Origin of the sequence: Winkia neuii subsp. neuii DSM 8576 (assembly GCF_000420405.1) — a bacterium.
Lineage (GTDB): Bacteria > Actinomycetota > Actinomycetes > Actinomycetales > Actinomycetaceae > Winkia > Winkia neuii.
On record NZ_ATUW01000002.1, the window covers coordinates 224656 to 251027 of the forward strand.

Here is a 26372-nt window from a genome sequence, read left to right on the forward strand (position 1 = left end):
GAATTCTTAGGGCAGCGGCATTGCGATCGGGCGGCCCGACAGGTGGGTTACCTCTACCTCAACGTCGTAAATTTTTTGCAGGGTCTGCTCGGTCATGACTTCGCTGGGCGTGCCTTTGGCGCAGATTTTCCCGCTTTTCATGGCCACCATTTGGTCTGCGTAGGTGGCGGCCGTGTTCACGTCGTGTATGACTACTACCACTGCAAGGTTAGCTTTGGCACAAATGTTTTTTAGGTGCCTCATCATTTGTCTGCTGTGGTGCATGTCGAGGGCGGCGAGGGGTTCATCTAGGAGCAGGTATTTGGTGTCTTGCGCCAGGGCCATAGCTACGAAGGCGCGCTGTCGTTGCCCCCCGGATAGTTCGTCTATAAAACGGTCTGCGAAATCTACCATTTGCACCGTTTGCAGCGCGGCGGCAACTTTTGTGCGGTCTTCTTTTCGGGGGCGCCCCCCGTTGTGGGGGTGCCGGCCAAGCATCACTAGTTCGGCTACGGTAAGGCGCACTGCCAGATGGTTTTCTTGTCGCAAGATGGCTAAAGTTTTTGCGAGTTCTGCGCTGTTCCAGTCCGTAAGTTCGGTGCCGTCAACTTTTATTGTTCCCTTTGTTTTTGGGTGCAGCCTGCCGAGGGCGGCGAGCAGAGTGGATTTTCCTGCTCCGTTTGGCCCGATCAGGGCGGTCAGGCCTTCGTCTGGTAGGTCTAGGTTTAAATCTTCGACTACCGGACACGCGCCGTAGTCTAGGGTGAGTGAGCGAATTTCGATCATTTGGAGTCCTTGTATATGAGCACTAGGAGGGCTAGTCCGCCTACTAGCTCGATTAGTACCGGCAGCACGGTTTCGGAGTTCAGGACGTGCTCTAGCAATCCTTGCCCGCCTGCGAGTATTAGTATTCCCAGTGAGCCGCCTGCCAGGATGAGGGGGCGGATTCTGTCTGAGTGCACCGTGTAGACCGCAATATTTACTACCAGCAGCCCGAAGAACATTAGAGGCCCTACGAGGGCGGTGGCGCAGGCCACTAGTAGCGCTGAGGCCGCTAGCGCTTTGCGGGTTTCCGCCTTGTATTCGACTCCTAGTTCGACCGCAATGTCGCGCCCTAGGGAAAGCACATCCCACGTGGGAGATTTTTGCCATATGTAGGTGCAGGTTGCAGCTGTGATCACTGCTGCCGCCGCCAGTGCCTCTTTATTCACGAGGGCGAAGGAGGCGGTGGTTCGCGATTGCACGCTGAGTAGCTCGTTTGGATCCATTATGAATCCGAGCATCGCCGATATCGAGCGAAAGAGGGTGCCCATTACGATTCCTACTAGCACGAGTAGGTGCAGTGAGCGGGTATTTTTTGAAATCAAGAATACGAACATGGCGGTTGCCACGGCCATCATCACCAGTGCGTTGGAGGCGAAGTAGACTGTCGCTGGAATCCGGCTTATAGCCTGTGCCCCTAGGCAGAATGTGCCCACTGTTGCGGTTAGCACGTAGATGGAGTCGAATCCCATCACTCCGGGCGAGAGAATCCGGTTTTGGGTTACGGCCTGAAACACAACGGTCGAGGTGGTGAGCGCAATTGCCACTATGGTTAGCGCTGCAAGGCGGGTAAGGCGCAGCGGCCCAATTATCTGCCAAAAGTCTAGGGCGTCGTAGAGGGCGAAGAAGGCTGCTCCAGCTACTGCTAGGGCGGCGCATATTAGGGTGCGATTGCGGGTGAGGCGGTAGCGACGGTTCATCGTTTCACCGTCTTCAGTAAGAAGCCAATGAATATTGCGGCCCCAATTACACCCATTACAACCCCCACGGGGATTTCGGCTGGCGCTATTAGGGTGCGGCCAATAATGTCCGAGACGAGCACGAAGAAGGCTCCCCCTAACGCTACTAGTGGCAGGGACCGGCGCATGTAGTCGCCTAGTATCAGCGAGGTCAAGTTCGGCACTATAAGGCCCAAAAATGGCAGTGTTCCTGTGACGACGGTGCTAACGCCGGCAACGGTTGCTACTATTGCCAGCCCGAGGGCGGTTATAGCGCGGTGACTCACCCCTAGGGATTCGGAGAAATTTTTCCCCAGCCCCACCACGGTGAAGGTGTCGGCGAACAGGTAGGCAAGCACGCACATTGCTGCTACTACCCAGAGCAGTTCGTAACGTCCTTTTATGATTCCCGAAAAGTCTCCGGTCAGCCATAGGTTTAGCATGCCTTGCATTTCAAATTGCCAGGCTAAAAACGTGGAGGCAGCGCCAATTATCCCTGACAAAACTATGCCGAGTAGCGGCACCACGATCGGGTCGCGGTAGCGCAGCGAGGACACGAGCCCCATTAGCAACGCGGTCCCGGCCAGCGCGAAGCAGACTGCAACTAGCATGCGTGCCCACATGGCAAGGGTAGGGAAAAATAGGACGGCCACCAAAACGCCTAGTCCCGCCGATTCGGTGACTCCTGTGGTGGCAGGTTCTACGTAGCGGTTTTGAACCATTAGCTGCATTACTAGGCCGGCCACCGCCATGGCTGATCCTGCCAAGAGGAGGGCGAGCGTGCGCGGCAGCCGCGATACGGTTAGAACCATCAGCTGATCTAGGTCTGCCTGCCCGGTCAGTACCTGCCCGAGCGACATTTTTGCTGCCCCGGTAACAATCGAAACGAATACCAGGATTAGTACCGCTAGCGTGGCTCCGCCGAGCCACAGCACCCGTGGCTCGGCGAAGTTATTTTGTCTTTCCGGCAAATTATTTGATGGCACTTGCGATTTCGTCGAGCTCTGCCTGGTAGTTGTTGGCGCCGTACATTACTATGTACCACCGCTCCGGGTTTAGGAACACGACGTGTTTGTTTTGAGCAGCCTTGGTGGAGTTCACCAGTTCGTTGTCTAACAGCTTCTCTGCCGGGGTTGCCCCGTTGTCCTTGCCGATTGCCTTGGCTCGGTCTACTACGAATATGTAGTCGGGGTTTAGTTCTTTTACTGCCTCAAACGAAATCTTCTTTGACTTGTGCCCTTCGTCGGGGGTGTAGTCGGTGGTGGCTTCTTCAAAGCCAAAAACGTCATATATGGGAGCCCACCTGGATTGGGGGCCGTGAACCGAAAGTTCGCCCTCGTTTGCCATCAGTACTAGCGCCTTGCCTTTGCCTTTGGCGGTGTCTTTGTACTTGGCGATCTTGTCTTTCATTGCCCCCACGAGTTTTTCGGCCTCGTCCTTCTTGCCGAGGGCGGATCCGATCTGGCGCACCTGGTCAACTACCTGCTCCGAGTAATTGGGCTTTTGCCAGTCAACATTCGCGTCTATAGTGGTGAAATTTTTGGACAGTTCACCGTACATTGAGGAGCTGCGCGCCCCGATCAGCAGCAGATCTGGCTTGAGTTTGGCTATCTGTTCGACGTCGGGTTCCTTCAGGGACCCTACCGAAGTAGCATTCTTGTACTTGTCTTTCAGCCAAGAGGGTACTGATTTAGTTACAGTTCCGACTACCTTGTCGCCCTCCCCTAGCGCATCTACCGTGTCGAGGGCGGCCATGTCCAGGACCACGATGCGTTCAGGCTTTTTCTTTATTTCAGTCTTACCCGAGGCATGAGTTACCGTTACCGGGAAAGCCCCTTCTTTAGCTGGGGGGCCGGCCCCGTCGTCCTTGGCATCGTTCGTTGAAGAGCAGCCTGCCAGCATTGCCGCCGTGGCTGCAAACGCAACTACAGCTGTTGCGATTTTACGCATCCTAATCCTTCCTTAGATCAATTTAGGCAAGCCTACGCTAACCTATTTGACTGAATTAATCCAGGGGGGAATAAAAAACCTTTCACCCCGCAGCAGGGCAAAATAATTGGCCCCTCCAGCTGGAGGGGCCAAGTAGATGTTGCGCGCTTTAGCGAGCCTGGAAGGTCAGGCAGGTCTCGTCGGAAGAAACCTTTACGCCGGCAGCATCGCAAACCAGGTTGTCATTGTGCACGCAATCCGCGCGCTGACAAGCACCCACCTGCGGGGTGAGGGTAGGAAGCCCACCCTTCTTGTCGAGGTCGATAAAAGTCACGCAAGCTTTGGTACCCATAGTGACCATCGGGGCCGCACAGCCGCCGTGGTTGAAGGAGCAGTCGGTTGCGGCGCAGGAAGCAATAGCTGGAGCAGACATGTCTTTTCCTTTCAGAAGTTCTTGACACTTTCAGTATGCCCCAGCGACAACGAAAAAAGTTTTCTAAAAGAACATTGATTCCAGTCTCTAAATTAGAACTCCAAAACACCCGCTGACCTGGACAGATGTTTATAGACAAGAATAGGATAACCTTAGTAAAGCAACCCTTAGTTAACTATTTTTTTGCGCTAATTTAATACCATTTAAATATTTAAAAACCTCTTCGTAGCGTTATTGTTCTAGCTCAAGAGGCCTTTTGCTGCAACCCTTTCGGCTTTTTCGCGGGTGGCACCGAATAGGTACAAATCCAGACCCCTTTCGCGCACGGCAGCAGCTTCCTGCTCATCTACCTGGTCTGCATCTAAGATGATTCCCGAAAGCGCTCCGCCCTCACTCAGCACTCCGCCGCAGGCTGAAAGCTGGCCGCGCCAATCCGAACCAGCCCAATAAACTAACGGTACGGAAAGGCGGGCAGAGTCTAGGCCGGCAAGCACGGCTGGGGAATCCGAGGTGAGCAGCAAGCGCCCACCCTCTAGCTGCTCGAGACCAACCGCGAGCGCAGAAATAAGGCCGCTTCCGCCCTCGTGAACCTGGCAGAGGCCCTTGCCAGAACACTTGTTCATGAAGGAAATGACGTCAGCCAGCTCAGGAATGCGTTCAAAACGGAATTTGGGTGAAAACCAAGCCCCAGCGTCAGCTCTGCGAATATCGGCGTAGGTGGCCTCGCCAACCGGACCTGCAAGATTTGTAGTGCGATCGAGCGTGGTGTCGGCCAGGCAAACTAGTGTACCGTCCGCCAGCATTCGCAAATCAAAGTGGAACCACTTGCCCGCAGTGACGGCCTTGTCAAAGGCGGCAATCGTATTTTCAGGGGCCTTTTGGCGCAGCCCGCGCCAAGCAATCTCGCGCATTATTCGTCCTCTTCTGGAGCTCGCTCAAATAGTCGGTAGGTGGGCACAAATTCTTCTTCCGTCTCGCCCTCGTCGCTAGCAAGGGCGTGAATGTCCGTGACGTCCCGCTTGTCGGCATCTGGTGCGTCCAAGCCTTCGGAATCGTCGACTGCAAAACCCATTACAGATTTTTCGTCGGGGTGATGGGCCAGAACCTCGTTGATGTAAGAATCGAGCACCTCCTTCATTGGCACGTCACGACCTTCGCGTTCAGACATAAACCAGCGGTGTTCCAACACCTCGTGAAAAATCTCGGCAGGTTCGAGCTTCGAGCGATATTCTGCTGGAATAGCATTGATTACCGGGTTAAATACCTTTTCGAGCCAAATGTGGGCGGCCAGTTCAGCCGGTTGATTTTCCAGATGGTTCATGGCCTTGAAAGTCTTCATGTCGTTGACCATGCGCTGGCCCTGCCGCTCCCCCACATCCATCCCGGTAAGGCGCATGATCTGGCGGTGGTAATGGCCCGCATCCACAACCTTGGGCTGGATAGTCAGCTTTTGTCCGTCGGGACTGCGAGACATGGACAGTTCCCCTACATCGAAGCCCAAATCGTTCAGACGCGAAATACGTCCTTCGACTCTCCAGCGTTCTTCGCGATCGAAGGATTCTTCAGCAGTCAGTTCGGTCCACAGCGATTCGTAGCGGTCAACTAGACGTTCGCCTATTTCCACAACGTCTAACGATTCGTCAAAGTAGGCTCCTGCCTGCAGATCCATAAACTCGCCAATGATGTTGGTGCGAGCCAAGTCCAGGTCGTAAGAGCGCTGCCCCTTAGTTAGCGAGCCATGCAGCGCCCCAGTCTCGGCATCCACCAGGTAGGCGGCGAAGGCGCCCGCATCTCGGCGAAACAGTGTGTTCGAGAGCGAGACATCCCCCCAAAAGAATCCCACCAAGTGCAGCCTCACCAGCAACACTGCCAGCGAATCAATCAGGCGCCAGGTGGTGTCCGGGCGCACCGTCTGCGAGAACAGGGCGCGGTACGGCAGCGAATACTGCAAGTGCTCAGTAACCAGGGCAGAAGTTAGAGGTTTACCTCGCATAGTCTCGCGCCCAGTAACCACCGCGGTGGGGGCTACAGCGGGCTGATCCATGCGGTGCAGATCGCGCAGAAGGCCGTATTCGCGGTAGGCGATGTCAGTATTTATCTCTTTTACAGCGATGATACGGCCGGACAGATTCACGAATCGCACGACGTGGCGTGAAATGCCTCTGGGAAGGGCCGCGAGGATTTCAGACGGCCACTCAGCCAAAGGTATTTCCCACGGTAGATCAAGGAGTGCGGGGTCTACTGCCGCCGCGGTGATCTCGATGCTTCCTGCCATAAAAACTATTGTTCCACCCCACCTGCGAATCTGCTAACCCCCGCGCCCCACGAAAACCGCTAAACTGTACGCATAACCATAAGGAGTGCTATGACTGATACTTGGAAAGCCGAAGAGGGCGCGCTCGTTGCCGCCTCCCTAGATCCGCAAAACGTTGCCAAAGCTCTCGCAGATATGGGCGTTGTTGCTGAACTAGACTGGTATCCCAGCACAGCGCACCTATTGGGGCTCACCGTCCTGATCAATCAAGATTCACAAGTGGCGGTAGTGGAAAAAGATAGTACTTCCCTCTCTTTGGGCCCAGATCTCGCAGACGTTACTGAAGAGCTGGCCAAGCAATTTCATGCCGAGGTATGGATCGGCAACACTTCTGCCGACCACGTTCCTGAGGGCAGCACCTTCCCCGATCCCGAAAAGTCGAAGCAGGGTGAAGTGCGGGTAGTAGAAATTACTAAGATGCCCGCCGCCTCAGTTCCCTTCGTAGCAGCAGCCGAGGGGCTAGATGTGGGGTCCGTAGAACTGGGTAAGGGAATGCGCGCGGTTATCTACGCGGGTACAGAAGAAGACATTGTTTCCGGAGTTATGGTCTCCGAGCTTCCGGCAATCGCCCTGTACTCTTCGAACGACGACCACCGCCTGGCCGGCTTGGAAGCTCCCACCGAGCGCCTCGACCACATTCCATCTGAATCGCTCATGCTCCACTCGTGGAAGATGAACACCGCCCTAGTAGTTGGCGGGTGGAACGGAAAGGCTCCCGCAGGTCTACTTGCGGCTGTACGTGCTCACTTTGGCGAAGACCAAATTGCCGCCCGCCTAAGCCAAATAGACCCACTTTCCAACCGCGAGGACATCGATCGGGCGCTCTCTACACCCGGCCAAGAGGGCTTCGCCAAGATGATCCAGGCCCTGGGGCTGCCCGCCTTTTTAGCCGATTATCTAGGGGGAAACGTCGAGGTTGCAGACCTTCCCGAAGTTGCCGTCTTTGAAGCCTCCAACTGGGGTTCCGCTCTGGGCTCCTCCGTGGACATCATGCTCGACAAGCCCGAAGAATCCGGGTCAAAGCTCTGGTCCGCCTACCACACTGCCGCACTAGACAAGCCGTGGATCGTACGAGCCTGGGCGGGCATCGAGGCAACTGCCGGCACCGCACTGCTCGTAACCGCAATGCGTACCAAAGGCAAGAAGTCCGGTTGGCTCAAAGCCGGAGCCGGCCTGGGGGCGGCCCTCATTTTGGACTCGCTCACCGAACTTGGCCTATCCGGCTACCTAAACCAGCGCAAAAAGCGCCTAAAAGGCGACTAGTCTAGCGTGCGCACGCGTCGCGTACGGCGTGCCTGAAGCGCCCACTCGCCCTCGCTCGGGTAGCCCACCTCTTCTAAGGTGAGGCCCGCAGCGGGGGCGAGCTGCGGTTCTGAGCCGCGAGCTGCTTCGGCCAGGCGAGCTGCAGGCCAACACGGCTTGTGCCTGCCAGTTCCAACAGCCACCAAAGCCCCCACAATAGAGCGCACCATAGAGTGGCAGAACGCGTCGGCCTCTAATTCGATCTCGATAATCCGGCCCACCTGCCGCAGGTAGATATTCTTGAGCGTGCGGATAGTGGTTGCGCCCTCGCGCGGCTTGCAAAACGAGAGAAAATCGTGCTCCCCCAGCAGGCTTGCCCCTGCCTGCCCCATGGCCGCAAGATCCAGTTCCTTAGGGTGGCACCACACGTCGGCGCGCGTGGGATCCCAGTTTCTTTTTCCTGCCGCAATCCTATAGACGTACCGGCGGTAAGTGGCTGAAAAGCGGGCGTCAAAATCGGCTGTCACAGCCTCTACCGCGCGCACCACAATGGGCCCACAAGGCCGCCCTCTAGTGGCCCGACCAAGTAGCTTATTCATGCGGTCCGCGAGCCCCCCAATGGAGGTTCGCCCCAACTTCTGCATTGCCCCACCCGGAACATCAGTATGCGCCACTTGGCCCCGAGCATGCACGCCAGCATCAGTTCGCCCCGCAACGGTGAGCTCTAGTTCCGTTCGGAAAATAGTGGCCAACACGCCCTCTAATTCCCCCTGGACAGTGGCCAGCCCGGGCTGTTTAGCCCAACCAGCGAATGGGGTGCCGTCGTAAGCAATCAAAAAGCGCAGGCGCTGAGATTCTTCCACGCTCATATCCTATTTCAAGTTTTGCCCCTGAAAATCCCAGGCCCGCACGCCCCCTAAGACGCCAGCGTCGTTGGGAACAATAACGACCTCATCCCCCATCAAAGCGCGTTGCCTGGCCGTAATGTGGGCACCATTGCCTCCCCCAACAAACAGCCGGTCCCACATAATTGCCTGCCTCAGGGACTCCACCACCCGGCGCACCCTGCGGGACCAGTGCACCTCACCCAGCCGGAGCCGCTCGTGCTCGCCCAAATAATCGTCGTAAGTGAGCCCCCACTTAACTGGCAACTGTGAAAACTCAATGTGCGGAGCAAGTTCTCCCCCGTCAAAAATGGCGTTCCCAAGCCCGGTGCCGAGCGTGATTATCACCTCGTGGCCCTTGCCAGTAATTGCGCCGTAACCTGCAACTTCTGCATCGTTTAGCACCAGGGACGGCAAGCTGAGAAAATCGCTGAGCGCCTGCCCCATATTGAAAAAATGCCACTGCTCGATAAGCTCTGGAAGCGGGCGCGTACGCGGACCTGCTTTGCAAACATAGTGAGGGGTGGCCACAACTACCCCGTGCCGAATCATCCCCGGCATACCGACCGTTACCCGATCGGGTGCGGGAAGACCACCCTTCAGATCCGAAACAATGTCGATGAGCATATCCGGCGGAAGCGGGTAGGGGGTAGGGGTGCGAACCGGGGTAGCAAGAGCAGTTCCACGGGAATCTAGCGCAGTTGCTTTTATGCCTCCCCCACCGCAGTCGATAGTCAGGGTAACAGGCCCACTATTTCGCATACTCATACGCCAACCCTATAACGAACAAGCCGTTAAATACTGAGGGCCGGCGCCTTGCGGCACCGGCCCCAGCTGGAAGTAAAACTACTTCTGCTCAGCTTCGGCAGCAGTAGAGCCTGCTGCAGCTTCTGCCTTAGCTGCCTCTTCCGGAGCAGTCGAGGGAGCGTCCTCGGCCTTTTCAGCGGCCTTGGAATCTTCCTTGGCTGCCTCTTCCTTAGCCGCCTTCTGAGCGGTCTTAGTGGCGTCCTTTACGACAGCCTTCTTTTGCACCTTGTCGGTGATGATTGAAATCTGGGCCATCGGGGTGTTGTCACCACGGCGAGCCGGAAGCTTCACGATGCGGGTGTAGCCACCCTCGCGCTCCGGATCGATCTCTTTACCGATTACGTCGAACAGCTGATAGACGTAGTCGACGTAGCTGGCATCGCGCTTGGCAGTATTGCTGCGAAGCTTCGAGTAGGCCTGGCGGCGGGCGTGATCGGTGCCCTGCTTAGCCTTGGTGATCAGCTTCTCGATGACGGGCTGAACACGCTTGGCCTTAGCCTCGGTGGTGACTATGGAACGGTGAACAATGAGCTCCCGGCACAGGTTAGTGATGATAATGCGCTCGTGAGCTGGGCTGCCTCCCAGGCGGGGACCCTTAGTGGGCTTAGGCATCTTAGTACTCCTAGGTAATAATTTTTTAGATCAAAGCTTATCGGCTACGCCGAACTACTCGTCACTGAACTGGATGGATCCTGCGTTTTCTCCGTCAAAACCGCCGGCGGGCATCGGAGAATCCTTCAGCACCATGCCCAGTTCGGCGAGCTTCGCCTTAATTTCTTCGATGGACTTCGCACCGAAGTTACGGATGTCAAGCAGGTCGGACTCACTGCGAGCAACCAGTTCGCCAACAGTGTGAATGCCTTCCCTCTTTAGAGCATTGTAAGAACGGGACTGCAAGTCCAGATCTTCAATGGTCATTGCCAGGTCGGCGGCAAGTTCGGCGTCAGTCTGGGTGGGACCAATTTCGATGCCTTCGGCCTCGATATTGAGGTCGCGGGCCAGCCCGAATAGTTCAACCAGAGTCTTGCCAGCAGAAGCGAGGGCGTCGCGCGGGCTGATGGCCGGCTTAGTCTCGACATCTACTATCAGACGGTCAAAGTCGGTACGCTGCTCAACACGAGTAGCCTCGACCTTGTAGGTGACCTTCAGTACGGGGCTGTAGATCGAGTCGACCGGAATGCGCGAAATTTCGGCATCCGGGTCTTTGTTCTGATCGGCAGAAACGTAGCCGCGGCCACGCTCCACAGTCAGCTCTACCTCGAGTTTTCCCTTTTCGTTCAAGGTGGCGATGTGTAGATCCGGGTTGTGGATCTGCACCCCAGCCGGAGGGGTAATGTCACCAGCGGTGACCTCGCCCTCGCCAGCCTTGCGAAGGTACATCACTACGGGCTCGTCGTTTTCTGACGAAAGCACGATCTGCTTGATGTTCAGGATGATTTCGGCAACATCTTCCTTAACGCCAGCAATCGTTGAGAACTCGTGCGGCACTCCATCGATGCGGATGGAAGTAACAGCCGCACCAGGAATGGACGAAAGTAGGGTACGACGCAGGGAGTTGCCCAGCGTGTAACCGAAACCAGGTTCGAGCGGCTCCAGGGTGAACCTGGAGCGCTGTTCGCTAACTACCTCTTCGGTCAAATTCGGTCGCTGTGCAATTAGCACTATGTGTCCTTTCTTGCCGACGCCCGCTATATGACGTCAGCCAGGATTCCGTCCGGCCACGGTGGGCCGGCTCTTCTTTTGTTGTGAAACGAGTGCGGGATTATTCCCTGTTTCAGCGTTAGGCCAATGTTCCGAAGGAACCAGGCCGGACGGATTAGACGCGGCGACGCTTCGGCGGACGGCAGCCGTTGTGTGCCTGCGGGGTGACGTCCTTGATGGAGCCAACCTCGAGACCGGTTGCCTGAAGCGAACGAATCGCGGTTTCGCGGCCAGAGCCCGGGCCCTTGACGAAAACGTCAACTTTCTTCATGCCGGAATCCTGTGCGCGGCGAGCAGCGGCTTCGGCTGCCATCTGTGCTGCGAACGGGGTGGACTTACGGGAGCCCTTGAAACCAACCTGGCCAGAGGATGCCCAAGAGATGACAGCGCCGGTCGGATCGGTAATAGAAACGATGGTGTTGTTGAACGTCGACTTGATGTACGCGTGTCCGTGAGTGACGTTCTTGCGCGCCGTGCGGCGCGACTTGAAGCTGCGGTTTGCGGCCATTTTTCCTTCTTCTGAGGTCGTCGGTCAGCGACTAGCGCTGCTACTTAGTTGCTTTCTTCTTGCCAGCGACGGTGCGCTTCGGGCCCTTGCGGGTGCGAGCGTTCGTCTTGGTGCGCTGGCCGTGGACAGGAAGTCCGAAGCGGTGGCGCAGCCCCTGGTACGAACCAATTTCGATCTTGCGGCGAATGTCTGCCTGCACCTCGCGGCGCAGATCGCCCTCAACCTTGTAGTTTCCCTCGATGAAGGAACGAAGCTTTACGAGGTCTTCCTCGGTTGCGTCCTTCACGCGCAGGTCGGGGCTAACGCCGGTCTCTTTTAGAGCCTTTTGCGATAGCGTCCGGCCGACGCCGTAAATGTAAGTTAGCGCGACTTCCAACCGCTTTTCGCGGGGGAGGTCGACTCCGGCAATACGTGCCATCTGGTTTTCTCCATCTAAATCGGAGGTCGTCGCTTCGCCGTCCGCACCAGTTTTGCGGCCCTGGCCTCCGTCACCAGGGGTCGATCCGTTGATCGTTCAGCGAGCGCTTTCGGCCTTTAGGCCGACGCCAAGTTAGCCTTGACGCTGCTTGTGCCTTGGGTTGTCGCAAATGACCATGACGATGCCGTGGCGACGAATCACCTTGCACTTGTCACAGATTTTTTTGACACTGGGCTTGACCTTCATGGTTTCACCTCTGCGGCTAGGCCGCGGTCTCGATTACTTGTAGCGGTATACGATACGGCCACGGGAAAGGTCGTAAGGGGACATTTCGACTACTACCGTGTCCTCGGGGAGGATGCGGATGTAGTGTTGACGCATCTTGCCGGAAATGTGGGCCAGCACAACGTGGTCATTCTCCAGTTTGACGCGGAACATTGCATTGGGAAGGGCCTCGACGACCGTTCCTTTTACCTCAATGACGCCTTCTTTTTTCGCCATAACCTTCCGTCTACCTTGTCTGTAAGTGAGTGGGCGCCCACAGATCTTGTGGACAAGATCCGGGCATAGTTGTATGCACGGACACCCGACTATCAAGAATAGGCGACTTTGCCTAAAGGGTAAAGGGAGTTAACCTGTTTGATACCTCACGTGAGGTTGAACACTTAGGCGCTTGCACAGTTTCGCGCCAGGAGTGATTCTAACGCTTATTTTCTTCTGCCGAAAGTTCCTGCTCAGAGTCACGGTCAGCCTTTTCTTGTTTGCGCAGGTGAGCAATGTATAGCTCACCGCCGCAGGCGGCCAGTATTGCGATGGGAACTACCCAAAACCAAACTGGAGTGTGCTCCTGCAGGAAACAGTACACCAGCGCTCCAAAGAGCAGGGCCATCACAAACTTTAAAATTACTGACACAGATTCCATTTCGCCCTCCCCGGGTTCGACCAGGACAAAGGCTACTAGCTGCCTTTCTAAGGCGCAACGCCCACGCGGTTCGTGCCCTAGAAACCCTGCCCTATCTGTCAGTTGCTCCGCCCGGCGTCAGAGGAGCGGCCATCCTGACCGTTTTTCCTAAGTGACATTCGCGCACCCGCCACCATAGCTAAGGCGAGAATTACCAGGGGAGCCGGTATGTTTTGGAGCTTGTAAGGGAGGGTGCCAAATAGGCCCCATAGCGAAATCACGAATGCGATAACTGCTATTACAATCCCCGTGTAGTAAATGAATTTTGCCATTCTTGCTCCTAACCAAATGGATTGCAGTTGATTTGGCCCGTGGGAGCAGGAACTGGAATCCAGTACAAATAAGTCCACCCACTTGCCTTCCAACGCAGCTTGTTACTAGGGAAACTGTGGTACACGGCAGCTCCCCCGCCCTCAGCCTAGAGCAAAGCTTCACCGCTGTCAGGACTAAAGACTAGCGGGCGGGCCTGCTAGCTATGGCTCTAGACTGAGCAAGGAAGGACTGCTATGCGAACACTTGATAAGACAGCACTAATTTTTGAAGGCGGCGCAATGCGCGCCTCTGCCACTGCTCCCTTTGTAGTGACACTACTCGAGAACGGGATAAATTTTCCGCACGTATCTGGCATATCGGCCGGCGCCTCCAATGCCGTCAACTACCTCTCCGGAGACGCAAAGCGGGCAAAAAAGTCCTTTGTAGATTTTATTGCAGATCCCAACATCGGTTCCATAGGTTCTTTCCTTCGAGGTGAAGGCTACTTCAACGCCAAATACATCTACGAGGAGGCTGGCCTAGAAAACGCCTCCCTCCCGTTCGATTTCCAAGCTTTCTGGAACAACCCGGCCGAATTGCGAATAAGCTCCTTCCGAGTTCGCGACGGGAAGGCCGTCTACTGGAACAGAGACTCAATCCGCAGCGAGGAAGACCTAATGAAAAAGGTAAGGGCAGCCTCTACCATGCCCGGCCTTATGAATTACGTGGAAATTGATGGCGAGCTCTACGCCGACGGAGCCCTAGGACCTTCAGGGGGAATCCCGCTCGAAGCCGCAGAAATGGACGGGTACGAATACTTCGTGGTCGTGTTGACGCGTCCTCGCGACTACGTCAAAAAACCGCCCAGAAACCCCGCCCTCTACCGCAGGGCCTTCCGCAAGCACCCGCACGTCTTGCGGGCGCTATTGCAGCGACACAAGAAATACCAGGCAACGCGCAAACGCCTTCTCGAGTTGGAACGGCAGGGCCGCGCCTATGTCTACTATCCCTGGGATATGAAGGTTTCAGGCCTCGATCGCTCAGTGGAAAAGCTACAGGCAAACTACGACGCAGGTTACTTCCAATGCCAGCAGACCCTCCCCTATCTGAAAGCCTGGCTAGGTTTGTAGCTAATCAGCCACTACAACGCGGCTGCCAGCTTTCTCAAGATCTGCGAGCACCTGTTTATCGGCATCGCGGTCGGTGATCACCACGTCAAAGTCATTGAGGGCGCACACCCTGTGGAGCGCGCTCTTCCTATATTTTGAAGAGTCAACGACCAGAATGTTCTGCTGCGCCGACTTCATGAAAGCCCTCTTTAGCCGTGCCACCCGCTCGTCCGGGTGGTAACACGCCCCCGCTTGTATCGCAGTAGTAGACATAATTGAAATGTCCAGACTCATCTGGGAAAGCGCGGCTTCAGTCAAAACCCCAAAATAGGCGTCCGCCCACGGGAAGTATTCTCCGCCCAACGCAAGAAGGCGAGCATGCTTCATCTGACGCACTTCCCTGCCAATAAACTCTGCGTTGGTAACTATAGTAAGTGGACTGCATTGGGCCAGTTGCTCGACCAGAGGAATGTTCGTTGTCGAATCATCCAGGCCAACAGACATTCCAGGCGATACGAAACGGGCCGCTACACGGGCAAGAGTCTTCTTCGAGGGCAAATTAGTTGACGAACGCAACTGCGCCGCAGTCTCACTTAAAGATGTTTCTGCGGCTGAGATGTCGCCCCTATGGCGGGTTACGAGTCGGGCCCGTTCCAGTTCAGCAACGTCACGATAGACGGTCATGCTGGAAACGCCCATGAGCTCAGCTAATTCATCGATATGGGCATGCCCCTCCCTGATCACGACGTCGAGTATTTGTTGACGTCGTGATCCAGGGTCAGCGCTTTTCTGCTCAAACACGCGGCAACACTGCCCGCGCGAGAATTGCATCCACCGGTTCGTCTACTCCATCCAAAATATTGGCCACTGCGTTCAAAAGGGGCAACCTATCCTTTATATCGCCTGCGTGCTGGTCTACAAACTTCAATGCCAGCCTTGCTGCAGGAACCCCCTCCACTGTTTGTTCCAGTCTATCCATTTCAGCAAGCGCCTCGCTGGGAGTCTCCCCACGCCCAATCCGCACACCGTAAACCTTGTTTCTGCCCGAAAGTCCAGTAACCTCAAGGTCACCCACCCCCGCCAGCCCGAAGGCCGTAGCAGGATCAGCGCCCTGGGATTTCCCTAGCAGCGACATCTCTTTTACCGCTTGAGTGAAAGTTGCAGCCTTCAAGTTGTGATGCGGAACGCCTGTTGCTTTTTCCAATCCATCTGAAATACCCAGCGCTATGGCGTACACATTTTTCATTGGTGCACAGATTTCAACCCCTACCTCGTCATCAGAATAGTCGACTGCATAATTAGTGGTAGAAGCCAACTGCGCGTATTTTCTTGCAATAGCCTCATTCTTACACCCAAATATTGTGGCGGTAGGTTTGCGACCAGCGCACTCGTTTGCCTTTACGGGCCCTGCAATTGCGACCAAGGGGGGCAGGTCTGCGTAACCATTTTCTGCAGCTATCCGACGAATAGCATCGGGCAGCTGTTCTATATTTCCCTGCTCATCTTCATTAAAACCTTTAGATGTGAGCCAGAGCGCATCTGCCTTTGCCATCCCGGCTGCAGCCAGCTCGGCAACCTTTGGAACACCAACTGAAGCAACCGACATCACTACTACCTGGGCGCCCTCGAGTGCTTCAGCTAGCTCATCCGACCGATAGGTTCTAACACCTGCCGCTAAAGGCTCATTGGTGCGCGGATGTGGCTCACCTGCTTCGACGGCATCTAACAAATGATCGTCGAGCCAAGTTCCCCAAAGTCGAACCTTACAACCCGCATCTACCAGGGGGGTACAAAGCGCAGATCCCATTGCTCCGGCGCCCAGAATCGTAATTGTGGTCATATCATTCCAATCTCTATAGTTCTGCCGCAGGCGACTGCGGTTTAGTCGAGGGATATTTTTCTGCCAGCTGATGCAAATCTTCGAAAATATCCTTCAACCTTGGGTACAAACTGCGTTGCACTTCCGCTATTTCCTGGTAGCGTTCGTGCAATTCTTTGTTCGGCTCAACAGTTTCGCCGAACGAGGCCATATTCTTTGCGGCCACTGCTACGTCGTGGTTTTCATACGCATCAGTTGAGGCCATAGCGAGAACTGCAGCTCCCAGCGCAGAGATCTCGCTCTCGGCACACATAGTTATTGGCAGACCCGTACAATCCGCCATTATTTGGCGCCAGATTTTTGATTTGGTTCCTCCGCCCATAGCCCGCAATCCTTTGAGCTTCACCCCGGTTCCCGCTTCTATCGAATCCAAGTTCAGGCGCATCTCGAATCCTATAGATTCCAGAATGGAACGGTACATGTGTGCGCGGGAATGGGTGCCGCGCCAACCAACCACCGCTCCCCTAGCTACTGGATCCCAGTAGGGACTTTGAACGGCGTTCCAATAAGGAAGGGTGATTAAACCTTCGCAACCTGGCGGAATTTCCCCAGCCGCGGCATCGAGCTTCGGATCTGGCTCCCCCAGGAGCTTTGGATCGCCTAGCGCCTCCCGGAACCAGCCGGCTAAATATGATCCAGAGGATTGCAAAACCTCAAACACATAGTTACCCGGAATTCCCGAGACGTGGGTTCGGAATACCGGATCAAACTTGTAAACAGAGGATTCAACTCCGGCGTTTACGGCGGTACCCAAATTTAAGAACCCAATTTCCGGTGACACGGCAGCCGCGCCGATTCCCGCCGCCTGCCCATCCCCGAGCCCAGCAACGATGGGGACCTCCCTAATTCCCCACTCTGCAGCAAGATCACCCAGCAGCGTACCCATCGGCTTCGAAGGCTCGACAAGCTCAGGCATCTGCTCTAGGCTCACACCCGCGATCTGTAGCAGTTCCTCGGCGTAGGTGCGTTTTTGGATATCGAGCAGCCCCAAAGAATCTGTAGCTGCCTGGGATGATACCCACTGGCCGGTAAGCCTAAAAGCAATGTAGCCGTGGACGTCGCTTACCTTGTACGCTTGCCGGAGAACTTCAGGTTCTTCTTCTTTGAGCCAGGCCATTTTATAAATGCCCGGGGTAACTCCAGCGGGCTTGCCCGAGAGCTCGTGTATCCTCTCGCTACCGTATTTGCGAATCTGTTTCGTAGCTCTACCGTCAAGCCAAAGTATTCCCTTCCTGAGCGGCCTGCCCTCCTTGTCGAAGGGGGCAAAAGATTCCCGCTGGTGGGTAATTCCAATTGCTGCAACGCGAGTGCGATCCTTCGCGGACAGCTTCGATAAAACTTCGCCGATAACCGCGTACGAGCTTTCCCACCACCTCAACGGATTGTGCTCGTAGTAGTCCATGGCCGGGGTGTGCAACTGGATGTTTCGTTTTGCTGTCTGCCAAATGTATCCGCCGGCGTCTACCAAAATAGCTTTGGACGAGGTCGTAGATGAATCTATCGCGACGACTAGAGGACCGTCGCTCAGTGGCCTTCGAGTAGTACTCATGTAGCTCCGCTTTCGTCATTGAATGCGCAGGGGCCGGATCGCCCTGATTGATACGATCAATCTAACATAAATTCACACGTTCTAACATTGTTTTTGTTGTTTTAGACATTCGAAATGTTGTCTTCCGGGCTTTTCCCTACGAAACCTCCGTCTTCAGGCATAGAAAATCCCCGGAAGTCAAGGACTTCCGGGGATTTACATCTAGCGTTTACAGCGCTATGGGCTCAATCCCATATTTAGCTAATCCAGCTTTGCCGAAATCCGGAGCGGACAGAACCGAAATGCCATCCTCCAAGATAGCCACGGAATGTTCCCAATGCGCCGCGTGCGAATGGTCCAAGGTCTTAACAGTCCACTCGTCTTCAAGCGTCTTAACCGCAGCAGAGCCCCGAGTAAGGATGGGCTCCACACAAACAACCATGCCCGGAACAACCTTCGGCTGGCGCCCACGCACGGAGTAATTCAGCACGTCTGGGGACTGATGCATCTGTGTGCCTATACCGTGCCCAATAAATTCTTCAACGATCCCGGGTTCCCAACCGTACTCGAGGGTTGCGTCGGCAACGACTTGCTCTACCGCATCCCCCACGCAAGCGATAGTCAAACCGCGCTTCTTGGAAGCCAATGAGGCAACACCTGCCCACATTGCCTCCTCGGTAACCTTCGAAAGCACGATGTCGTCTGCAGTACCTTTGTCTTCGCCGCCCACAATCATCGTGAAGCAGGAATCCCCATGCCACTGCTTGCCTTCGGCCTCGACGTAAGCCCCGCAATCGAACGAAACAATGTCGCCCTCCTGCAGTGCATAGTCATTTGGAATACCGTGCACTACCGTGTCGTTTACAGAAATGCATACTGTAGCCGGGTAGCCGTAGTAGCCAAGGAAATTCGACTTAGCCCCAGCTCGCTCAATTACCAAGGCCGAAACCGTATCGAGCTCATCCGTGGTGACTCCGGGCTTAGCCGCCTCGCGAAGAGCCTTATGAATATCGGCAACGACCAGATCGGCACGTCGCATGTGCCGCACCTGGTCGATGCTCTTTAGCTCAATACCGTGCCTCATTCGGCGTCAACAGCTGCCTTAACGCGCTCCCACACCTCGTCGACGGTGCCCATCCCATCAACTACGGTGAGCTTGCCGGCAGTCTGGTAGAACGCGGTGATCGGAGCCGTCTCGCGCTTGTAGACCTCGAGCCGGTTGCGCACAGACTCATCATTGTCGTCGGCACGACCTTCGATTTCGGCACGCTTCTTGATGCGCTCGACGACCTCGTCGAAGTTCACCTTCAGTTCCAGCACCCCGTCGAGCTCTACGCCCAGGTCGTGCAGAATGTAGCCCAGGTTGTGCACCTGATCCAGGTTGCGCGGATACCCGTCGAGTAAAAAGCCCCCGTCGCGAGCAGCTTCCTGGAGCTGAGTACGGACAATATCGTTGACAACCTCGTCCGGCACCAGGTTTCCGGCAACAATGTACTCCTTGGCCTTCTTCCCAAGTTCGGTGCCGTTGTCTAGATGAGTGCGCAGCATAGCGCCCGTGGACATGTGAGGGATCCCCGCGTATTCGGCAATTTTCTTAGCCTGGGTTCCCTTCCCGGCACCCGGGGCGCCGAGGATGACGATTCTCTTCATGGTCATGATGCCAAGAATCCTTCGTAGTGGTGTTTTTGTAGTTGTGAATTAATTTGCTGAACAGTCTGCAAGCCAACGCCCACGACAATCAGCAAGGTGGTACCGCCAAATGGCATCTGGGTGATGCCGAGGGCGATCATTACGATGGTGGGCACCATCGCCACAATCAATAGGTAGACAGCTCCGCCGGTGGTTATGCGGTTGATTACGTAACGCAAGAAGTCTGCAGTAGGGTGCCCGGCACGCACGCCCGGGATAAAACCGCCATACTTCTTCATGTTGTCGGCGATTTCTTCGGGGTTGAAAGTGATCGCCGTGTAGAAGAATGCGAAGAACAGCACCAGGATGCCATAGCAGACTAGGTAGAACGGAGTCTGCTGGGAGAAGTTACGCTGAATCCACTGCACCCAGCCCTGTTTCGGATCCCCAAACTGAGCAACCATAGTAGGCATAGCCAATATAGAGGCCGCGAAAATGACCGGAATAACACCGGACATGTTGATCTTCATCGGGATATACGTGGTAGATCCCCCAAATAGGCGCCGCCCAACCATACGTTTGGCGTACTGAACAAGGATGCGCCTCTGCGCCTGCTCAACAAAGACAATAGCTAGCGTCACAACCAGGATCAACGCAATTACTACAAGCACCTTAGCTACCCCGCCATTGGCCTTGGAGATAGACCAAAGGTGTGCCGGCAAATTCGCGGTAATAGAAGTAAAGATCAACAGCGACATGCCGTTTCCAATACCGTGCTCAGTGATCAACTCACCCAACCACATGATCAGGCCGGTCCCAGCAGTCATAGTGACGATCATAAGAATGTAGTTCATGACCGAATCATTGGGGATGATCGGGTCAGTGGGCGAACAGTTCGGCAGCAACCGCCCCGAGCGGGCAAGAGAAATAATCGTAGTGGACTGCAGCACGCCGAGGGCGATTGTCAGGTAGCGCGTGTACTGCGTCATCTTTGCCTGGCCGGCCTGCCCCTCTTTGTGCAGATCCTCGAATCGCGGAATGACCACGCGCAACAACTGGGTAATAATCGAAGCCGTAATGTACGGCATAATGCCCAGCGCGAAGACCGACAATTGCAGCATTGCCCCGCCACTGAATAAATTGACCAAATCCAGCAGGCCGGACTGGGAATTGTTGGCTAAACATTTCTGGACGTTCGAAAACGACACGCCCGGGGTAGGTATGAATGAGCCAGCCCTAAACAGCAGCATGATGAAAGCCGTGAATAGTAGCTTCTTACGCAGATCCGGGGTGCGGAACGCCTGTGCAAATGCAGCTAACAAACTTGTCTCCAATGATTTTCATGGGGATACCACGAGTTTCCAAAACCGGCTTCTATGGTATCGCCTTTTTCTAAAACGAAAAACGGGCGATCCGGCCAAGGGCCGAACCGCCCGTCCTTCAAGGCATTTACCGAGCCGTCAGAGAACCGCCAGCAGCTTCAATCTTCTGCTTTGCGGACTCGGACCACTTGTCGACCACAAGGTCGAACTTAGCAGCAGCTTCGCCCGAACCAAGCACCTTGACGGGCTTGTTCTTGCGAACCAGCGACTTGGCAACCAGATCGGAAACCTCGATCTTGCCGCCCTCGGGGAAAGCCTCCGAGAGTGCGTCAAGGTTCACAACCTGGTACTCGACGCGGAACGGGTTCTTGAACCCGCGCAGCTTCGGCAGACGCATGTGGGCGGGCATCTGGCCGCCCTCAAATCCTGCCGGAACGTTCTTGCGTGCACCCGTGCCCTTGGTACCGCGACCCGAGGTCTTACCCTTCGAGCCTTCGCCTCGACCAATGCGGGTCTTAGCCTTCTTGGCACCCGGAGCAGGCTTCAGGTGGTGCAGCTTTACGGGCTTATCGCCCAGCTTCTTAGCAGTGTTCGCCATTGTCAGTCGACCTCCTCGACGGTCACCATGTGGCTCACGATGTTAACCTGCCCGCGGACAGACGGGCGATCCTCGTGAGTTACAACCTGGTGCATCTTCTTCAGGCCTAGAGCAGCGAGAGTCGCGCGCTGCTTCGGAGTTGCTCCAGCCTTGGAACGAACCTGGGTAATCTTCAGTTTCGACATTACGCACTCACTCCTGCGGCAGCCTTGTCGGCTTCCTTCTTTTCGGCCTCAGCACGCTTTTCGGCGTCCGCTTCGGCGCGTGCGCGCAGCATGGCTGCGGGAGCAACGCGTTCCAGCGACAAACCGCGGCGGGCTGCTACTGCCTCGGGCTGGTGCAGCTGCTTCAGAGCAGCAACAGTTGCGCGAACGATGTTGAGTGCGTTCGACGAGCCGAGAGACTTAGTAAGAACGTCGTGAATGCCAGCGCATTCCAGGACGGCGCGGACAGGACCACCCGCGATTACACCAGTACCAGACGAGGCGGGACGAAGCAGAACAATGCCTGCGGCATCCTCACCCTGCACGACGTGGGTAATAGTGCGGCCAACCATGGGAACGCGGAAGAAGTTCTTCTTAGCTTCCTCGACGCCCTTAGAAATGGCCTGGGGTACTTCCTTAGCCTTGCCGTACCCAACGCCGACGGTGCCCTCGCCATCGCCTACCACAACTAGAGCGGTAAAGCTAAAGCGACGGCCGCCCTTCACGACCTTGGAAACACGGTTAATGGTAATGACGCGCTCGACAAACTCGTTGCGGTCGTTGTTGCGACCACCGCGACGGTTGTCCTTGCGCTCGTTGTTATTGCGGCCGCGGCGTTCGCGACGGTCCGTATCCTGCGATTCCGCGGAACCCTGACCGCCCTGCCGGCGGCTATTCTGAGGAGCCATCAGCTTTTCCTTTCTTTCGGTCAGAGGCTCAGGCCAGCTTCGCGCGCGCCTTCGGCGACAGCAGCGATGCGACCATGGTACTTGTTGCCACCGCGGTCAAAAACCACGGCTTCAATCCCGGCAGTCTTCGCACGCTCGGCCACAGCCTGGCCAACCTTGCGAGCTGCGTCGGTCTTGGAATCGCCCTCGGCACGCAGATCCGCTTCCAAAGTGGACGCGGCAGCGAGCGTGCGCCCGTTTTCGTCGTCAATAATCTGCGCAACCATGTGGCGGTTGGAGCGGAATACTGCCAAACGGGGACGTTCGGTGGTGCCGAATACGCGCTTGCGAACGCGCAGGTGACGGCGCTTACGAGCGGCTACCTTACCTTTGCCTTTTACAGAGTAAGACATTACTTACCTGCCTTTCCGGCCTTGCGGCGTACGTGTTCACCCGCGTAGCGGATGCCCTTGCCCTTGTAGGGTTCAGGCTTGCGCAGCTTCCGAATGTTAGCTGCAACTTCGCCGACGAGCTCTTTGCTGATGCCAGAAACGGTGAACTTGTTCGCCGCCTCTACAGTGAACTCAATGCCCTCGCGCGGTTCGATAACAACCGGGTGGGACAGGCCGAGGGAGAACTCCAGGTTCTTGCCCTTGGCAACGACACGGTAACCAGTGCCCACGATCTCGAGCTGTTTCTTGTAACCGTTGGTTACGCCCTCGACCATGTTGGCAATCAGGGTGCGGTACAGGCCGTGCAAAGAACGAGCGGTACGGGAATCGTCCGGACGCTCCAGAGTGATCGATCCGTCTTCGACCTTCACGGTAATGGGCTCGCGCACATCCAAAGTGAGCTCGCCCTTAGGGCCCTTCACCTTAACGTTCTGGCCCGAAACGGTGACATCGACACCGGACGGGATGGAAACGGGAAGCTTACCAATACGTGACATGTTACTTTCCCCCTTTCCTTACCAGACGTAGGCGAGGACTTCCCCACCTACACCCTTGTCATTTGCTTCACGGTCAGTCATCAAGCCGGAGGAGGTGGACAAGATTGCCACACCCAGGCCGCCCAAAACCTCGGGAAGGTTGTTGGACTTTGCGTACACACGCAGGCCCGGCTTGGAAACGCGCCGCAAGCCTTCAATGGAGCGTTCGCGCTTCGGACCGTACTTCAGATTCAAAGTCAGGGTCTTACCAACCCTGGCGTCGGCGACCTCGGAGCCGGAAATGTAGCCTTCGCGCTCAAGGATGCCCGCAATAGCGAACTTCAACTTCGAGTAAGGCATAGACACCGACTGGTGGTGCGCCGAGTTAGCGTTACGCAGACGCGTTAGCATGTCTGCGATTGGGTCTGTCATAGTCATATTTTTGGGCCTTAGCCCTTCCTCTACGCGGTTTCCACACCACCCATTAGGCGGGGGACCTGCGAAGTAGTCGTTTTACCAGCTGCTCTTGGTTACGCCAGGGAGCTGACCTGCATGGGCCATCTCGCGTAGGCAGATGCGGCACAGGCCGAACTTGCGGTACACGGAGCGGGGACGCCCGCAACGGTTGCACCGGGTGTAGGCGCGAACAGCAAACTTCTGCTTGCCGGCAGCCTTGTTCTTTAGTGCGGTCTTCGCCATTTGTCAGTCCTCCTTGAACGGGAAGCCGAGCTGACGCAGCAGCTCGCGGCCGTGCTCGTCGGTCTTCGCCGTAGTGACGACGGTGATATCCATGCCGCGAACGCGGTCAATGTTATCCGGATCAATTTCGTGGAACATGGACTGTTCGGTTAGACCGAAGGTGTAGTTACCGTTGCCGTCAAACTGCTTCGCCGACAGACCGCGGAAGTCGCGGATACGGGGTAGAGCAGTCGAGAGCAGCCTGTCCAGGAACTCCCACATGCGGTCGCCACGAAGGGTGACGTGTGCGCCAATAGCCTGCCCTTCGCGCAGCTTGAACTGTGCGATGGACTTCTTAGCCTTGGTTACAGCTGGCTTCTGACCAGTGATGGCGGCCAGATCGCGGATCGCACCGTCCATGAGCTTAGAATCACGGGCAGCTTCACCAACACCCATGTTCACAACGATCTTGGTAAGACCAGGAATCTGCATGGGGTTCTGGACGTCGAATTTCTTTTCGAGGGCGGGAACAATTTCCTCGCGGTAGCGCGCTTTCAGGCGCGGGGTCTGAGTTTCAGTCATTCTCAGATATCCTTTCCGGTCGCCTTGTTGTAACGAACACGCACAGTGCGAGTGCGCCCATCGCGCTCGACCTCTTCCTCGCGGAAGCCGACCTTGGCAGGCTTCTTGGTGGAAGGATCGACCAGGACTAGGTTGGACAGATCAATCGGCGCCTCGCGCTTCTCGATGCCCCCAGTTACCTGCCCCTGGGCGTTCTGGCCCTGCCGGACGTGGTGAGTGCGAACGTTTACGCCCTCGACCAGCGCACGGTTTTCCTTGGGAAATACCTTGAGCACGCGGCCCTGTTTGCCCTTGTCGCCAGGCGCGAGCGGCTTGAGGCCTTCGGCTTCGCGGCGCTTGTTGCGGGCTACTAGGCGAGCATCCTTAGGATCGGATGCGCGGCCTGCAATGACCTGCACCAGGTCACCTTTCTTGATCTTGGCTCCCATTTACAACACCTCCGGTGCCAGCGAGATGATGCGCATGAACTTCTTATCGCGAAGTTCACGGCCGATCGGCCCGAAAATACGCGTCCCGCGGGGTTCTCCGTCCGTGTTCTTCAAGATCACGGCAGCATTTTCATCGAATCGAATGTAGGAACCATCGGGGCGGCGGCGTTCCTTCTTCGTGCGAACGACAACGGCCTTTACGACCTCGCCCTTCTTCACGTTGCCGCCGGGGATGGCGTCTTTGACGGTAGCGACGATCATGTCGCCGATACCGGCGTAGCGCCGACCCGAGCCACCGAGTACACGGATGCAAAGCAGTTCCTTTGCACCGGTGTTGTCGGCGACCTTCAGTCGCGACTCCTGCTGAATCATTGAGTAATCTCCTGTCGTCGTGCCGGTTCTCTTTGGGCAGAGCCCGTGAGCCTAGCCGAACGTATCTGTACTATTGCGCACCCAAACTCCTGAGAGGTGAGTCGCAGACTCGGGCACAATCCGTGCCAGGTCTCTGCAAAACTCACGTCGTAGGCTTTGCCTGAGCGGCCGAACTATTGGCAGTCCGGCACTTCTACTAGAAAAATCCCAGTAGACACGCAACTCAACTAGCCTACCGACTTGCGTCTACAAATAAAACCACTGCGCCTTAAATACCGCATGTGCCTTTGCTCACCAAACGTGCTGGCTAAATGGGCTTTAGTTCCGAAGCCTCCAGTTACACACTATGGCCAGGGCAAGTGAGCTATGACAATATACAAACATGCGCAAACTCGTATTTCTAGACGTCGACGGCACGCTGATAGATTCCACACAAGAAGTTCCCGAATCGACAAAGGATGCCTGCCTGCACGCCGCCGCGGCCGGACACAGACTCGTTATGTGCACGGGACGCTCTTTGCCCGAGGTCTACCCCTGGCTTTGGGACCTGGGATTTTCCGGGTTAGTCGGAGCTAACGGCACGTACATTCAATTCGACGGCGAGGTGTTGCAAGACGTACGCATCCCAGACGAAGAAATTCGCGAAATCTCCGAATACATCAATTCCGTGGGCGGATATTGGATTTGGCAGGGCCCTGACCGGATTATGCCCTCGCAAGCCTTTATCGATTCCTATTCTGGGGCAGGTGCGGATCGCATTGCGGGCGACTGGGGGCCTTATCTAAAACAGGTCGAACCCTACTTGCGAACAGGAACTCCTAGTTCTTGCGCAAAATGCACCTTCACTTTGCCGCCGACCGCCTCCGCTTCCCTAGCGGACGTTATATCCCACTTTGGAAGTCGTTTCACTATCGTAGCTGGCTCAGTTACCGCCGAGGGTACCGAGGGCGGCGAATTAGTACCTGCGGGAGTTTCCAAAGGCAGCGGCGTTCAGGCGGTAGCCACCCACCTCGGCATCCCACTCTCCGACACTGTAGGTATCGGCGACAGCGCCAACGATGGTCCCATGATGAAGAAAGTGGGCACTCCAATCGCGATGGGCAATGCGATTGCCGAAATTAAAGATATGTGCAAATGGACCTCTACCTCGATATATGAGAATGGCATTAAAAATGCATTCCGATATCTTGGACTAATTTAGTGATCTACGCCAAATAAACTTTCTTATTTGGGACTCAAGACGCCTCTGCGGCGAAATTG

General features: G+C 55.9%; 36 protein-coding genes. 3 read left to right on the forward strand and 33 right to left on the reverse strand.

Annotation, left to right across the window (positions count from 1 at the left end; translation table 11 throughout):
• Window positions 1–6: 6 nt before the first annotated feature.
• The 7 genes from G437_RS0102745 to G437_RS0102775 form a co-directional block, all read right to left on the reverse strand.
• Window positions 7–765 carry an iron ABC transporter ATP-binding protein gene (locus G437_RS0102745; RefSeq protein WP_024331071.1) on the reverse strand — a complete coding sequence of 253 codons (759 nt, stop codon included), beginning with the start codon at window positions 763–765 and terminating at the stop codon, window positions 7–9.
• A complete protein-coding gene (locus G437_RS0102750; RefSeq protein WP_024331072.1) occupies window positions 762–1721 on the reverse strand; it encodes an iron chelate uptake ABC transporter family permease subunit in 960 nt (319 codons plus the stop codon). The genes G437_RS0102745 and G437_RS0102750 overlap by 4 nt, the downstream gene beginning before the upstream one ends.
• A complete protein-coding gene (locus tag G437_RS0102755; RefSeq protein WP_231782342.1) occupies window positions 1718–2725 on the reverse strand; it encodes an ABC transporter permease in 1008 nt (335 codons plus the stop codon). Before G437_RS0102755 ends, G437_RS0102750 begins: the two co-directional genes overlap by 4 nt.
• Window positions 2712–3689 (reverse strand): siderophore ABC transporter substrate-binding protein, encoded by a 978-nt coding sequence (locus G437_RS0102760; protein WP_024331074.1) that lies wholly within the window; start codon window positions 3687–3689, stop codon window positions 2712–2714. The genes G437_RS0102755 and G437_RS0102760 overlap by 14 nt, the downstream gene beginning before the upstream one ends.
• Window positions 3690–3837: 148 nt before the next feature.
• On the reverse strand, window positions 3838–4101 hold the full coding sequence (locus G437_RS0102765) for a DUF1540 domain-containing protein (protein WP_024331075.1): 264 nt from the start codon (window positions 4099–4101) through the stop codon (window positions 3838–3840).
• Window positions 4102–4340: 239 nt separating this feature from the next.
• A complete protein-coding gene (locus G437_RS10870; RefSeq protein WP_024331076.1) occupies window positions 4341–5012 on the reverse strand; it encodes a glycerophosphodiester phosphodiesterase family protein in 672 nt (223 codons plus the stop codon).
• Complete coding sequence (locus G437_RS0102775; RefSeq protein ID WP_024331077.1) at window positions 5012–6376, reverse strand: DUF4032 domain-containing protein; 1365 nt, start codon at window positions 6374–6376, stop codon at window positions 5012–5014. Before G437_RS0102775 ends, G437_RS10870 begins: the two co-directional genes overlap by 1 nt.
• 90 nt (window positions 6377–6466) lie before the next feature.
• Here G437_RS0102775 and G437_RS0102780 point away from each other — a divergent pair, with 90 nt between their 5' ends.
• Window positions 6467–7678, forward strand: coding sequence for a hypothetical protein (locus G437_RS0102780; RefSeq protein ID WP_024331078.1), 1212 nt, complete (start codon window positions 6467–6469; stop codon window positions 7676–7678).
• Here the strand turns inward: G437_RS0102780 and truA are convergent.
• The 10 genes from truA to G437_RS0102825 form a co-directional block, all read right to left on the reverse strand.
• Complete coding sequence (gene truA, locus G437_RS0102785; protein ID WP_024331079.1) at window positions 7675–8526, reverse strand: tRNA pseudouridine(38-40) synthase TruA; 852 nt, start codon at window positions 8524–8526, stop codon at window positions 7675–7677. The genes G437_RS0102780 and truA overlap by 4 nt on opposite strands.
• A gap of 3 nt (window positions 8527–8529) precedes the next feature.
• A complete protein-coding gene (locus tag G437_RS0102790) occupies window positions 8530–9309 on the reverse strand; it encodes an ROK family protein (protein WP_029769202.1) in 780 nt (259 codons plus the stop codon).
• 78 nt (window positions 9310–9387) lie between these two features.
• A complete protein-coding gene (gene rplQ / locus G437_RS0102795) occupies window positions 9388–9960 on the reverse strand; it encodes a 50S ribosomal protein L17 (protein WP_024331081.1) in 573 nt (190 codons plus the stop codon).
• A 54-nt stretch (window positions 9961–10014) separates the two neighbouring features.
• On the reverse strand, window positions 10015–11010 hold the full coding sequence (locus G437_RS0102800; RefSeq protein ID WP_024331082.1) for a DNA-directed RNA polymerase subunit alpha: 996 nt from the start codon (window positions 11008–11010) through the stop codon (window positions 10015–10017).
• Between the two features lie 154 nt (window positions 11011–11164).
• Window positions 11165–11557 (reverse strand): 30S ribosomal protein S11, encoded by a 393-nt coding sequence (gene rpsK / locus G437_RS0102805; protein WP_024331083.1) that lies wholly within the window; start codon window positions 11555–11557, stop codon window positions 11165–11167.
• Window positions 11558–11597: 40 nt separating this feature from the next.
• Window positions 11598–11975, reverse strand: coding sequence for a 30S ribosomal protein S13 (gene rpsM / locus G437_RS0102810; RefSeq protein WP_024331084.1), 378 nt, complete (start codon window positions 11973–11975; stop codon window positions 11598–11600).
• A gap of 132 nt (window positions 11976–12107) precedes the next feature.
• Window positions 12108–12221 carry a 50S ribosomal protein L36 gene (gene rpmJ, locus G437_RS11140; protein WP_004805743.1) on the reverse strand — a complete coding sequence of 38 codons (114 nt, stop codon included), beginning with the start codon at window positions 12219–12221 and terminating at the stop codon, window positions 12108–12110.
• Window positions 12222–12254: 33 nt separating this feature from the next.
• The gene (gene infA / locus G437_RS0102815) at window positions 12255–12476 is read right to left on the reverse strand and encodes a translation initiation factor IF-1 (RefSeq protein WP_024331085.1); all 222 of its coding nucleotides are present in this window, start codon (window positions 12474–12476) and stop codon (window positions 12255–12257) included.
• A gap of 199 nt (window positions 12477–12675) precedes the next feature.
• Entirely contained in the window at window positions 12676–12897 is a 222-nt protein-coding gene (locus tag G437_RS0102820; protein WP_070622420.1) for a hypothetical protein, read from the reverse strand.
• 98 nt (window positions 12898–12995) lie between these two features.
• Window positions 12996–13208 carry a hypothetical protein gene (locus G437_RS0102825; RefSeq protein ID WP_024331087.1) on the reverse strand — a complete coding sequence of 71 codons (213 nt, stop codon included), beginning with the start codon at window positions 13206–13208 and terminating at the stop codon, window positions 12996–12998.
• A 234-nt stretch (window positions 13209–13442) separates the two neighbouring features.
• Here G437_RS0102825 and G437_RS0102830 point away from each other — a divergent pair, with 234 nt between their 5' ends.
• On the forward strand, window positions 13443–14318 hold the full coding sequence (locus tag G437_RS0102830) for a patatin-like phospholipase family protein (protein WP_024331088.1): 876 nt from the start codon (window positions 13443–13445) through the stop codon (window positions 14316–14318).
• Here G437_RS0102830 and G437_RS0102835 read toward each other — a convergent pair whose 3' ends face one another.
• From G437_RS0102835 to rplN, 16 genes are all read right to left on the reverse strand, one after another.
• On the reverse strand, window positions 14319–15098 hold the full coding sequence (locus G437_RS0102835; protein ID WP_029769203.1) for a DeoR/GlpR family DNA-binding transcription regulator: 780 nt from the start codon (window positions 15096–15098) through the stop codon (window positions 14319–14321).
• Entirely contained in the window at window positions 15091–16137 is a 1047-nt protein-coding gene (locus G437_RS0102840) for an NAD(P)H-dependent glycerol-3-phosphate dehydrogenase (RefSeq protein WP_024331090.1), read from the reverse strand. The genes G437_RS0102835 and G437_RS0102840 overlap by 8 nt, the downstream gene beginning before the upstream one ends.
• A 13-nt stretch (window positions 16138–16150) precedes the next feature.
• Complete coding sequence (locus G437_RS0102845; RefSeq protein WP_024331091.1) at window positions 16151–17725, reverse strand: xylulokinase; 1575 nt, start codon at window positions 17723–17725, stop codon at window positions 16151–16153.
• Window positions 17726–17933: 208 nt separating this feature from the next.
• Complete coding sequence (gene map, locus G437_RS0102850) at window positions 17934–18788, reverse strand: type I methionyl aminopeptidase (RefSeq protein WP_024331092.1); 855 nt, start codon at window positions 18786–18788, stop codon at window positions 17934–17936.
• Complete coding sequence (locus G437_RS0102855; protein ID WP_176745080.1) at window positions 18785–19360, reverse strand: adenylate kinase; 576 nt, start codon at window positions 19358–19360, stop codon at window positions 18785–18787. Before G437_RS0102855 ends, map begins: the two co-directional genes overlap by 4 nt.
• The gene (gene secY / locus G437_RS0102860) at window positions 19357–20655 is read right to left on the reverse strand and encodes a preprotein translocase subunit SecY (protein WP_024331094.1); all 1299 of its coding nucleotides are present in this window, start codon (window positions 20653–20655) and stop codon (window positions 19357–19359) included. Before secY ends, G437_RS0102855 begins: the two co-directional genes overlap by 4 nt.
• Window positions 20656–20782: 127 nt before the next feature.
• On the reverse strand, window positions 20783–21253 hold the full coding sequence (gene rplO, locus G437_RS0102865; RefSeq protein ID WP_024331095.1) for a 50S ribosomal protein L15: 471 nt from the start codon (window positions 21251–21253) through the stop codon (window positions 20783–20785).
• Between the two features lie 2 nt (window positions 21254–21255).
• Window positions 21256–21438, reverse strand: a complete 183-nt coding sequence (rpmD, locus tag G437_RS0102870) for a 50S ribosomal protein L30 (RefSeq protein ID WP_024331096.1) — start codon at window positions 21436–21438, stop codon at window positions 21256–21258.
• Window positions 21438–22148, reverse strand: coding sequence for a 30S ribosomal protein S5 (rpsE, locus tag G437_RS0102875; protein ID WP_425273935.1), 711 nt, complete (start codon window positions 22146–22148; stop codon window positions 21438–21440). The genes rpmD and rpsE overlap by 1 nt, the downstream gene beginning before the upstream one ends.
• Window positions 22149–22165: 17 nt before the next feature.
• A complete protein-coding gene (gene rplR / locus G437_RS0102880; protein ID WP_024331098.1) occupies window positions 22166–22537 on the reverse strand; it encodes a 50S ribosomal protein L18 in 372 nt (123 codons plus the stop codon).
• Window positions 22537–23073, reverse strand: a complete 537-nt coding sequence (rplF, locus tag G437_RS0102885) for a 50S ribosomal protein L6 (RefSeq protein ID WP_024331099.1) — start codon at window positions 23071–23073, stop codon at window positions 22537–22539. Before rplF ends, rplR begins: the two co-directional genes overlap by 1 nt.
• 18 nt (window positions 23074–23091) lie before the next feature.
• Window positions 23092–23490 (reverse strand): 30S ribosomal protein S8, encoded by a 399-nt coding sequence (rpsH, locus tag G437_RS0102890; RefSeq protein ID WP_024331100.1) that lies wholly within the window; start codon window positions 23488–23490, stop codon window positions 23092–23094.
• 75 nt (window positions 23491–23565) lie between these two features.
• Window positions 23566–23751, reverse strand: a complete 186-nt coding sequence (locus G437_RS0102895) for a type Z 30S ribosomal protein S14 (protein ID WP_004805716.1) — start codon at window positions 23749–23751, stop codon at window positions 23566–23568.
• 3 nt (window positions 23752–23754) lie between these two features.
• Window positions 23755–24312, reverse strand: a complete 558-nt coding sequence (gene rplE, locus G437_RS0102900) for a 50S ribosomal protein L5 (RefSeq protein ID WP_024331101.1) — start codon at window positions 24310–24312, stop codon at window positions 23755–23757.
• 2 nt (window positions 24313–24314) lie between these two features.
• Window positions 24315–24740: a 50S ribosomal protein L24 gene (gene rplX, locus G437_RS0102905; RefSeq protein ID WP_024331102.1), complete on the reverse strand. Its 426-nt coding sequence runs from the start codon at window positions 24738–24740 to the stop codon at window positions 24315–24317.
• Window positions 24741–25112, reverse strand: a complete 372-nt coding sequence (gene rplN / locus G437_RS0102910) for a 50S ribosomal protein L14 (protein WP_004805710.1) — start codon at window positions 25110–25112, stop codon at window positions 24741–24743. It lies immediately after the preceding gene.
• A gap of 382 nt (window positions 25113–25494) precedes the next feature.
• Here rplN and G437_RS0102915 point away from each other — a divergent pair, with 382 nt between their 5' ends.
• On the forward strand, window positions 25495–26313 hold the full coding sequence (locus tag G437_RS0102915; RefSeq protein WP_024331103.1) for an HAD family hydrolase: 819 nt from the start codon (window positions 25495–25497) through the stop codon (window positions 26311–26313).
• Window positions 26314–26372 lie beyond the last annotated feature (59 nt).

Coding starts and splice junctions, on each gene's coding strand:
- G437_RS0102745 (WP_024331071.1), bottom strand. CDS start 765: ATGATCGAAATTCGCTCACTCACCCTAGACTACGGCGCGTGTCCGGTA.
- G437_RS0102750 (WP_024331072.1), bottom strand. CDS start 1,721: ATGAACCGTCGCTACCGCCTCACCCGCAATCGCACCCTAATATGCGCC.
- G437_RS0102760 (WP_024331074.1), bottom strand. CDS start 3,689: ATGCGTAAAATCGCAACAGCTGTAGTTGCGTTTGCAGCCACGGCGGCA.
- G437_RS0102765 (WP_024331075.1), bottom strand. CDS start 4,101: ATGTCTGCTCCAGCTATTGCTTCCTGCGCCGCAACCGACTGCTCCTTC.
- G437_RS10870 (WP_024331076.1), bottom strand. CDS start 5,012: ATGCGCGAGATTGCTTGGCGCGGGCTGCGCCAAAAGGCCCCTGAAAAT.
- G437_RS0102775 (WP_024331077.1), bottom strand. CDS start 6,376: ATGGCAGGAAGCATCGAGATCACCGCGGCGGCAGTAGACCCCGCACTC.
- G437_RS0102780 (WP_024331078.1), top strand. CDS start 6,467: ATGACTGATACTTGGAAAGCCGAAGAGGGCGCGCTCGTTGCCGCCTCC.
- truA (WP_024331079.1), bottom strand. CDS start 8,526: ATGAGCGTGGAAGAATCTCAGCGCCTGCGCTTTTTGATTGCTTACGAC.
- G437_RS0102790 (WP_029769202.1), bottom strand. CDS start 9,309: ATGAGTATGCGAAATAGTGGGCCTGTTACCCTGACTATCGACTGCGGT.
- rplQ (WP_024331081.1), bottom strand. CDS start 9,960: ATGCCTAAGCCCACTAAGGGTCCCCGCCTGGGAGGCAGCCCAGCTCAC.
- rpsK (WP_024331083.1), bottom strand. CDS start 11,557: ATGGCCGCAAACCGCAGCTTCAAGTCGCGCCGCACGGCGCGCAAGAAC.
- rpsM (WP_024331084.1), bottom strand. CDS start 11,975: ATGGCACGTATTGCCGGAGTCGACCTCCCCCGCGAAAAGCGGTTGGAA.
- rpmJ (WP_004805743.1), bottom strand. CDS start 12,221: ATGAAGGTCAAGCCCAGTGTCAAAAAAATCTGTGACAAGTGCAAGGTG.
- infA (WP_024331085.1), bottom strand. CDS start 12,476: ATGGCGAAAAAAGAAGGCGTCATTGAGGTAAAAGGAACGGTCGTCGAG.
- G437_RS0102820 (WP_070622420.1), bottom strand. CDS start 12,897: ATGGAATCTGTGTCAGTAATTTTAAAGTTTGTGATGGCCCTGCTCTTT.
- G437_RS0102825 (WP_024331087.1), bottom strand. CDS start 13,208: ATGGCAAAATTCATTTACTACACGGGGATTGTAATAGCAGTTATCGCA.
- G437_RS0102830 (WP_024331088.1), top strand. CDS start 13,443: ATGCGAACACTTGATAAGACAGCACTAATTTTTGAAGGCGGCGCAATG.
- G437_RS0102840 (WP_024331090.1), bottom strand. CDS start 16,137: ATGACCACAATTACGATTCTGGGCGCCGGAGCAATGGGATCTGCGCTT.
- G437_RS0102845 (WP_024331091.1), bottom strand. CDS start 17,725: ATGAGTACTACTCGAAGGCCACTGAGCGACGGTCCTCTAGTCGTCGCG.
- map (WP_024331092.1), bottom strand. CDS start 18,788: ATGAGGCACGGTATTGAGCTAAAGAGCATCGACCAGGTGCGGCACATG.
- G437_RS0102855 (WP_176745080.1), bottom strand. CDS start 19,360: ATGACCATGAAGAGAATCGTCATCCTCGGCGCCCCGGGTGCCGGGAAG.
- rplO (WP_024331095.1), bottom strand. CDS start 21,253: ATGGCGAACACTGCTAAGAAGCTGGGCGATAAGCCCGTAAAGCTGCAC.
- rpmD (WP_024331096.1), bottom strand. CDS start 21,438: ATGTCGAAACTGAAGATTACCCAGGTTCGTTCCAAGGCTGGAGCAACT.
- rplR (WP_024331098.1), bottom strand. CDS start 22,537: ATGTCTTACTCTGTAAAAGGCAAAGGTAAGGTAGCCGCTCGTAAGCGC.
- rplF (WP_024331099.1), bottom strand. CDS start 23,073: ATGTCACGTATTGGTAAGCTTCCCGTTTCCATCCCGTCCGGTGTCGAT.
- rpsH (WP_024331100.1), bottom strand. CDS start 23,490: ATGACTATGACAGACCCAATCGCAGACATGCTAACGCGTCTGCGTAAC.
- G437_RS0102895 (WP_004805716.1), bottom strand. CDS start 23,751: ATGGCGAAGACCGCACTAAAGAACAAGGCTGCCGGCAAGCAGAAGTTT.
- rplE (WP_024331101.1), bottom strand. CDS start 24,312: ATGACTGAAACTCAGACCCCGCGCCTGAAAGCGCGCTACCGCGAGGAA.
- rplX (WP_024331102.1), bottom strand. CDS start 24,740: ATGGGAGCCAAGATCAAGAAAGGTGACCTGGTGCAGGTCATTGCAGGC.
- rplN (WP_004805710.1), bottom strand. CDS start 25,112: ATGATTCAGCAGGAGTCGCGACTGAAGGTCGCCGACAACACCGGTGCA.
- G437_RS0102915 (WP_024331103.1), top strand. CDS start 25,495: ATGCGCAAACTCGTATTTCTAGACGTCGACGGCACGCTGATAGATTCC.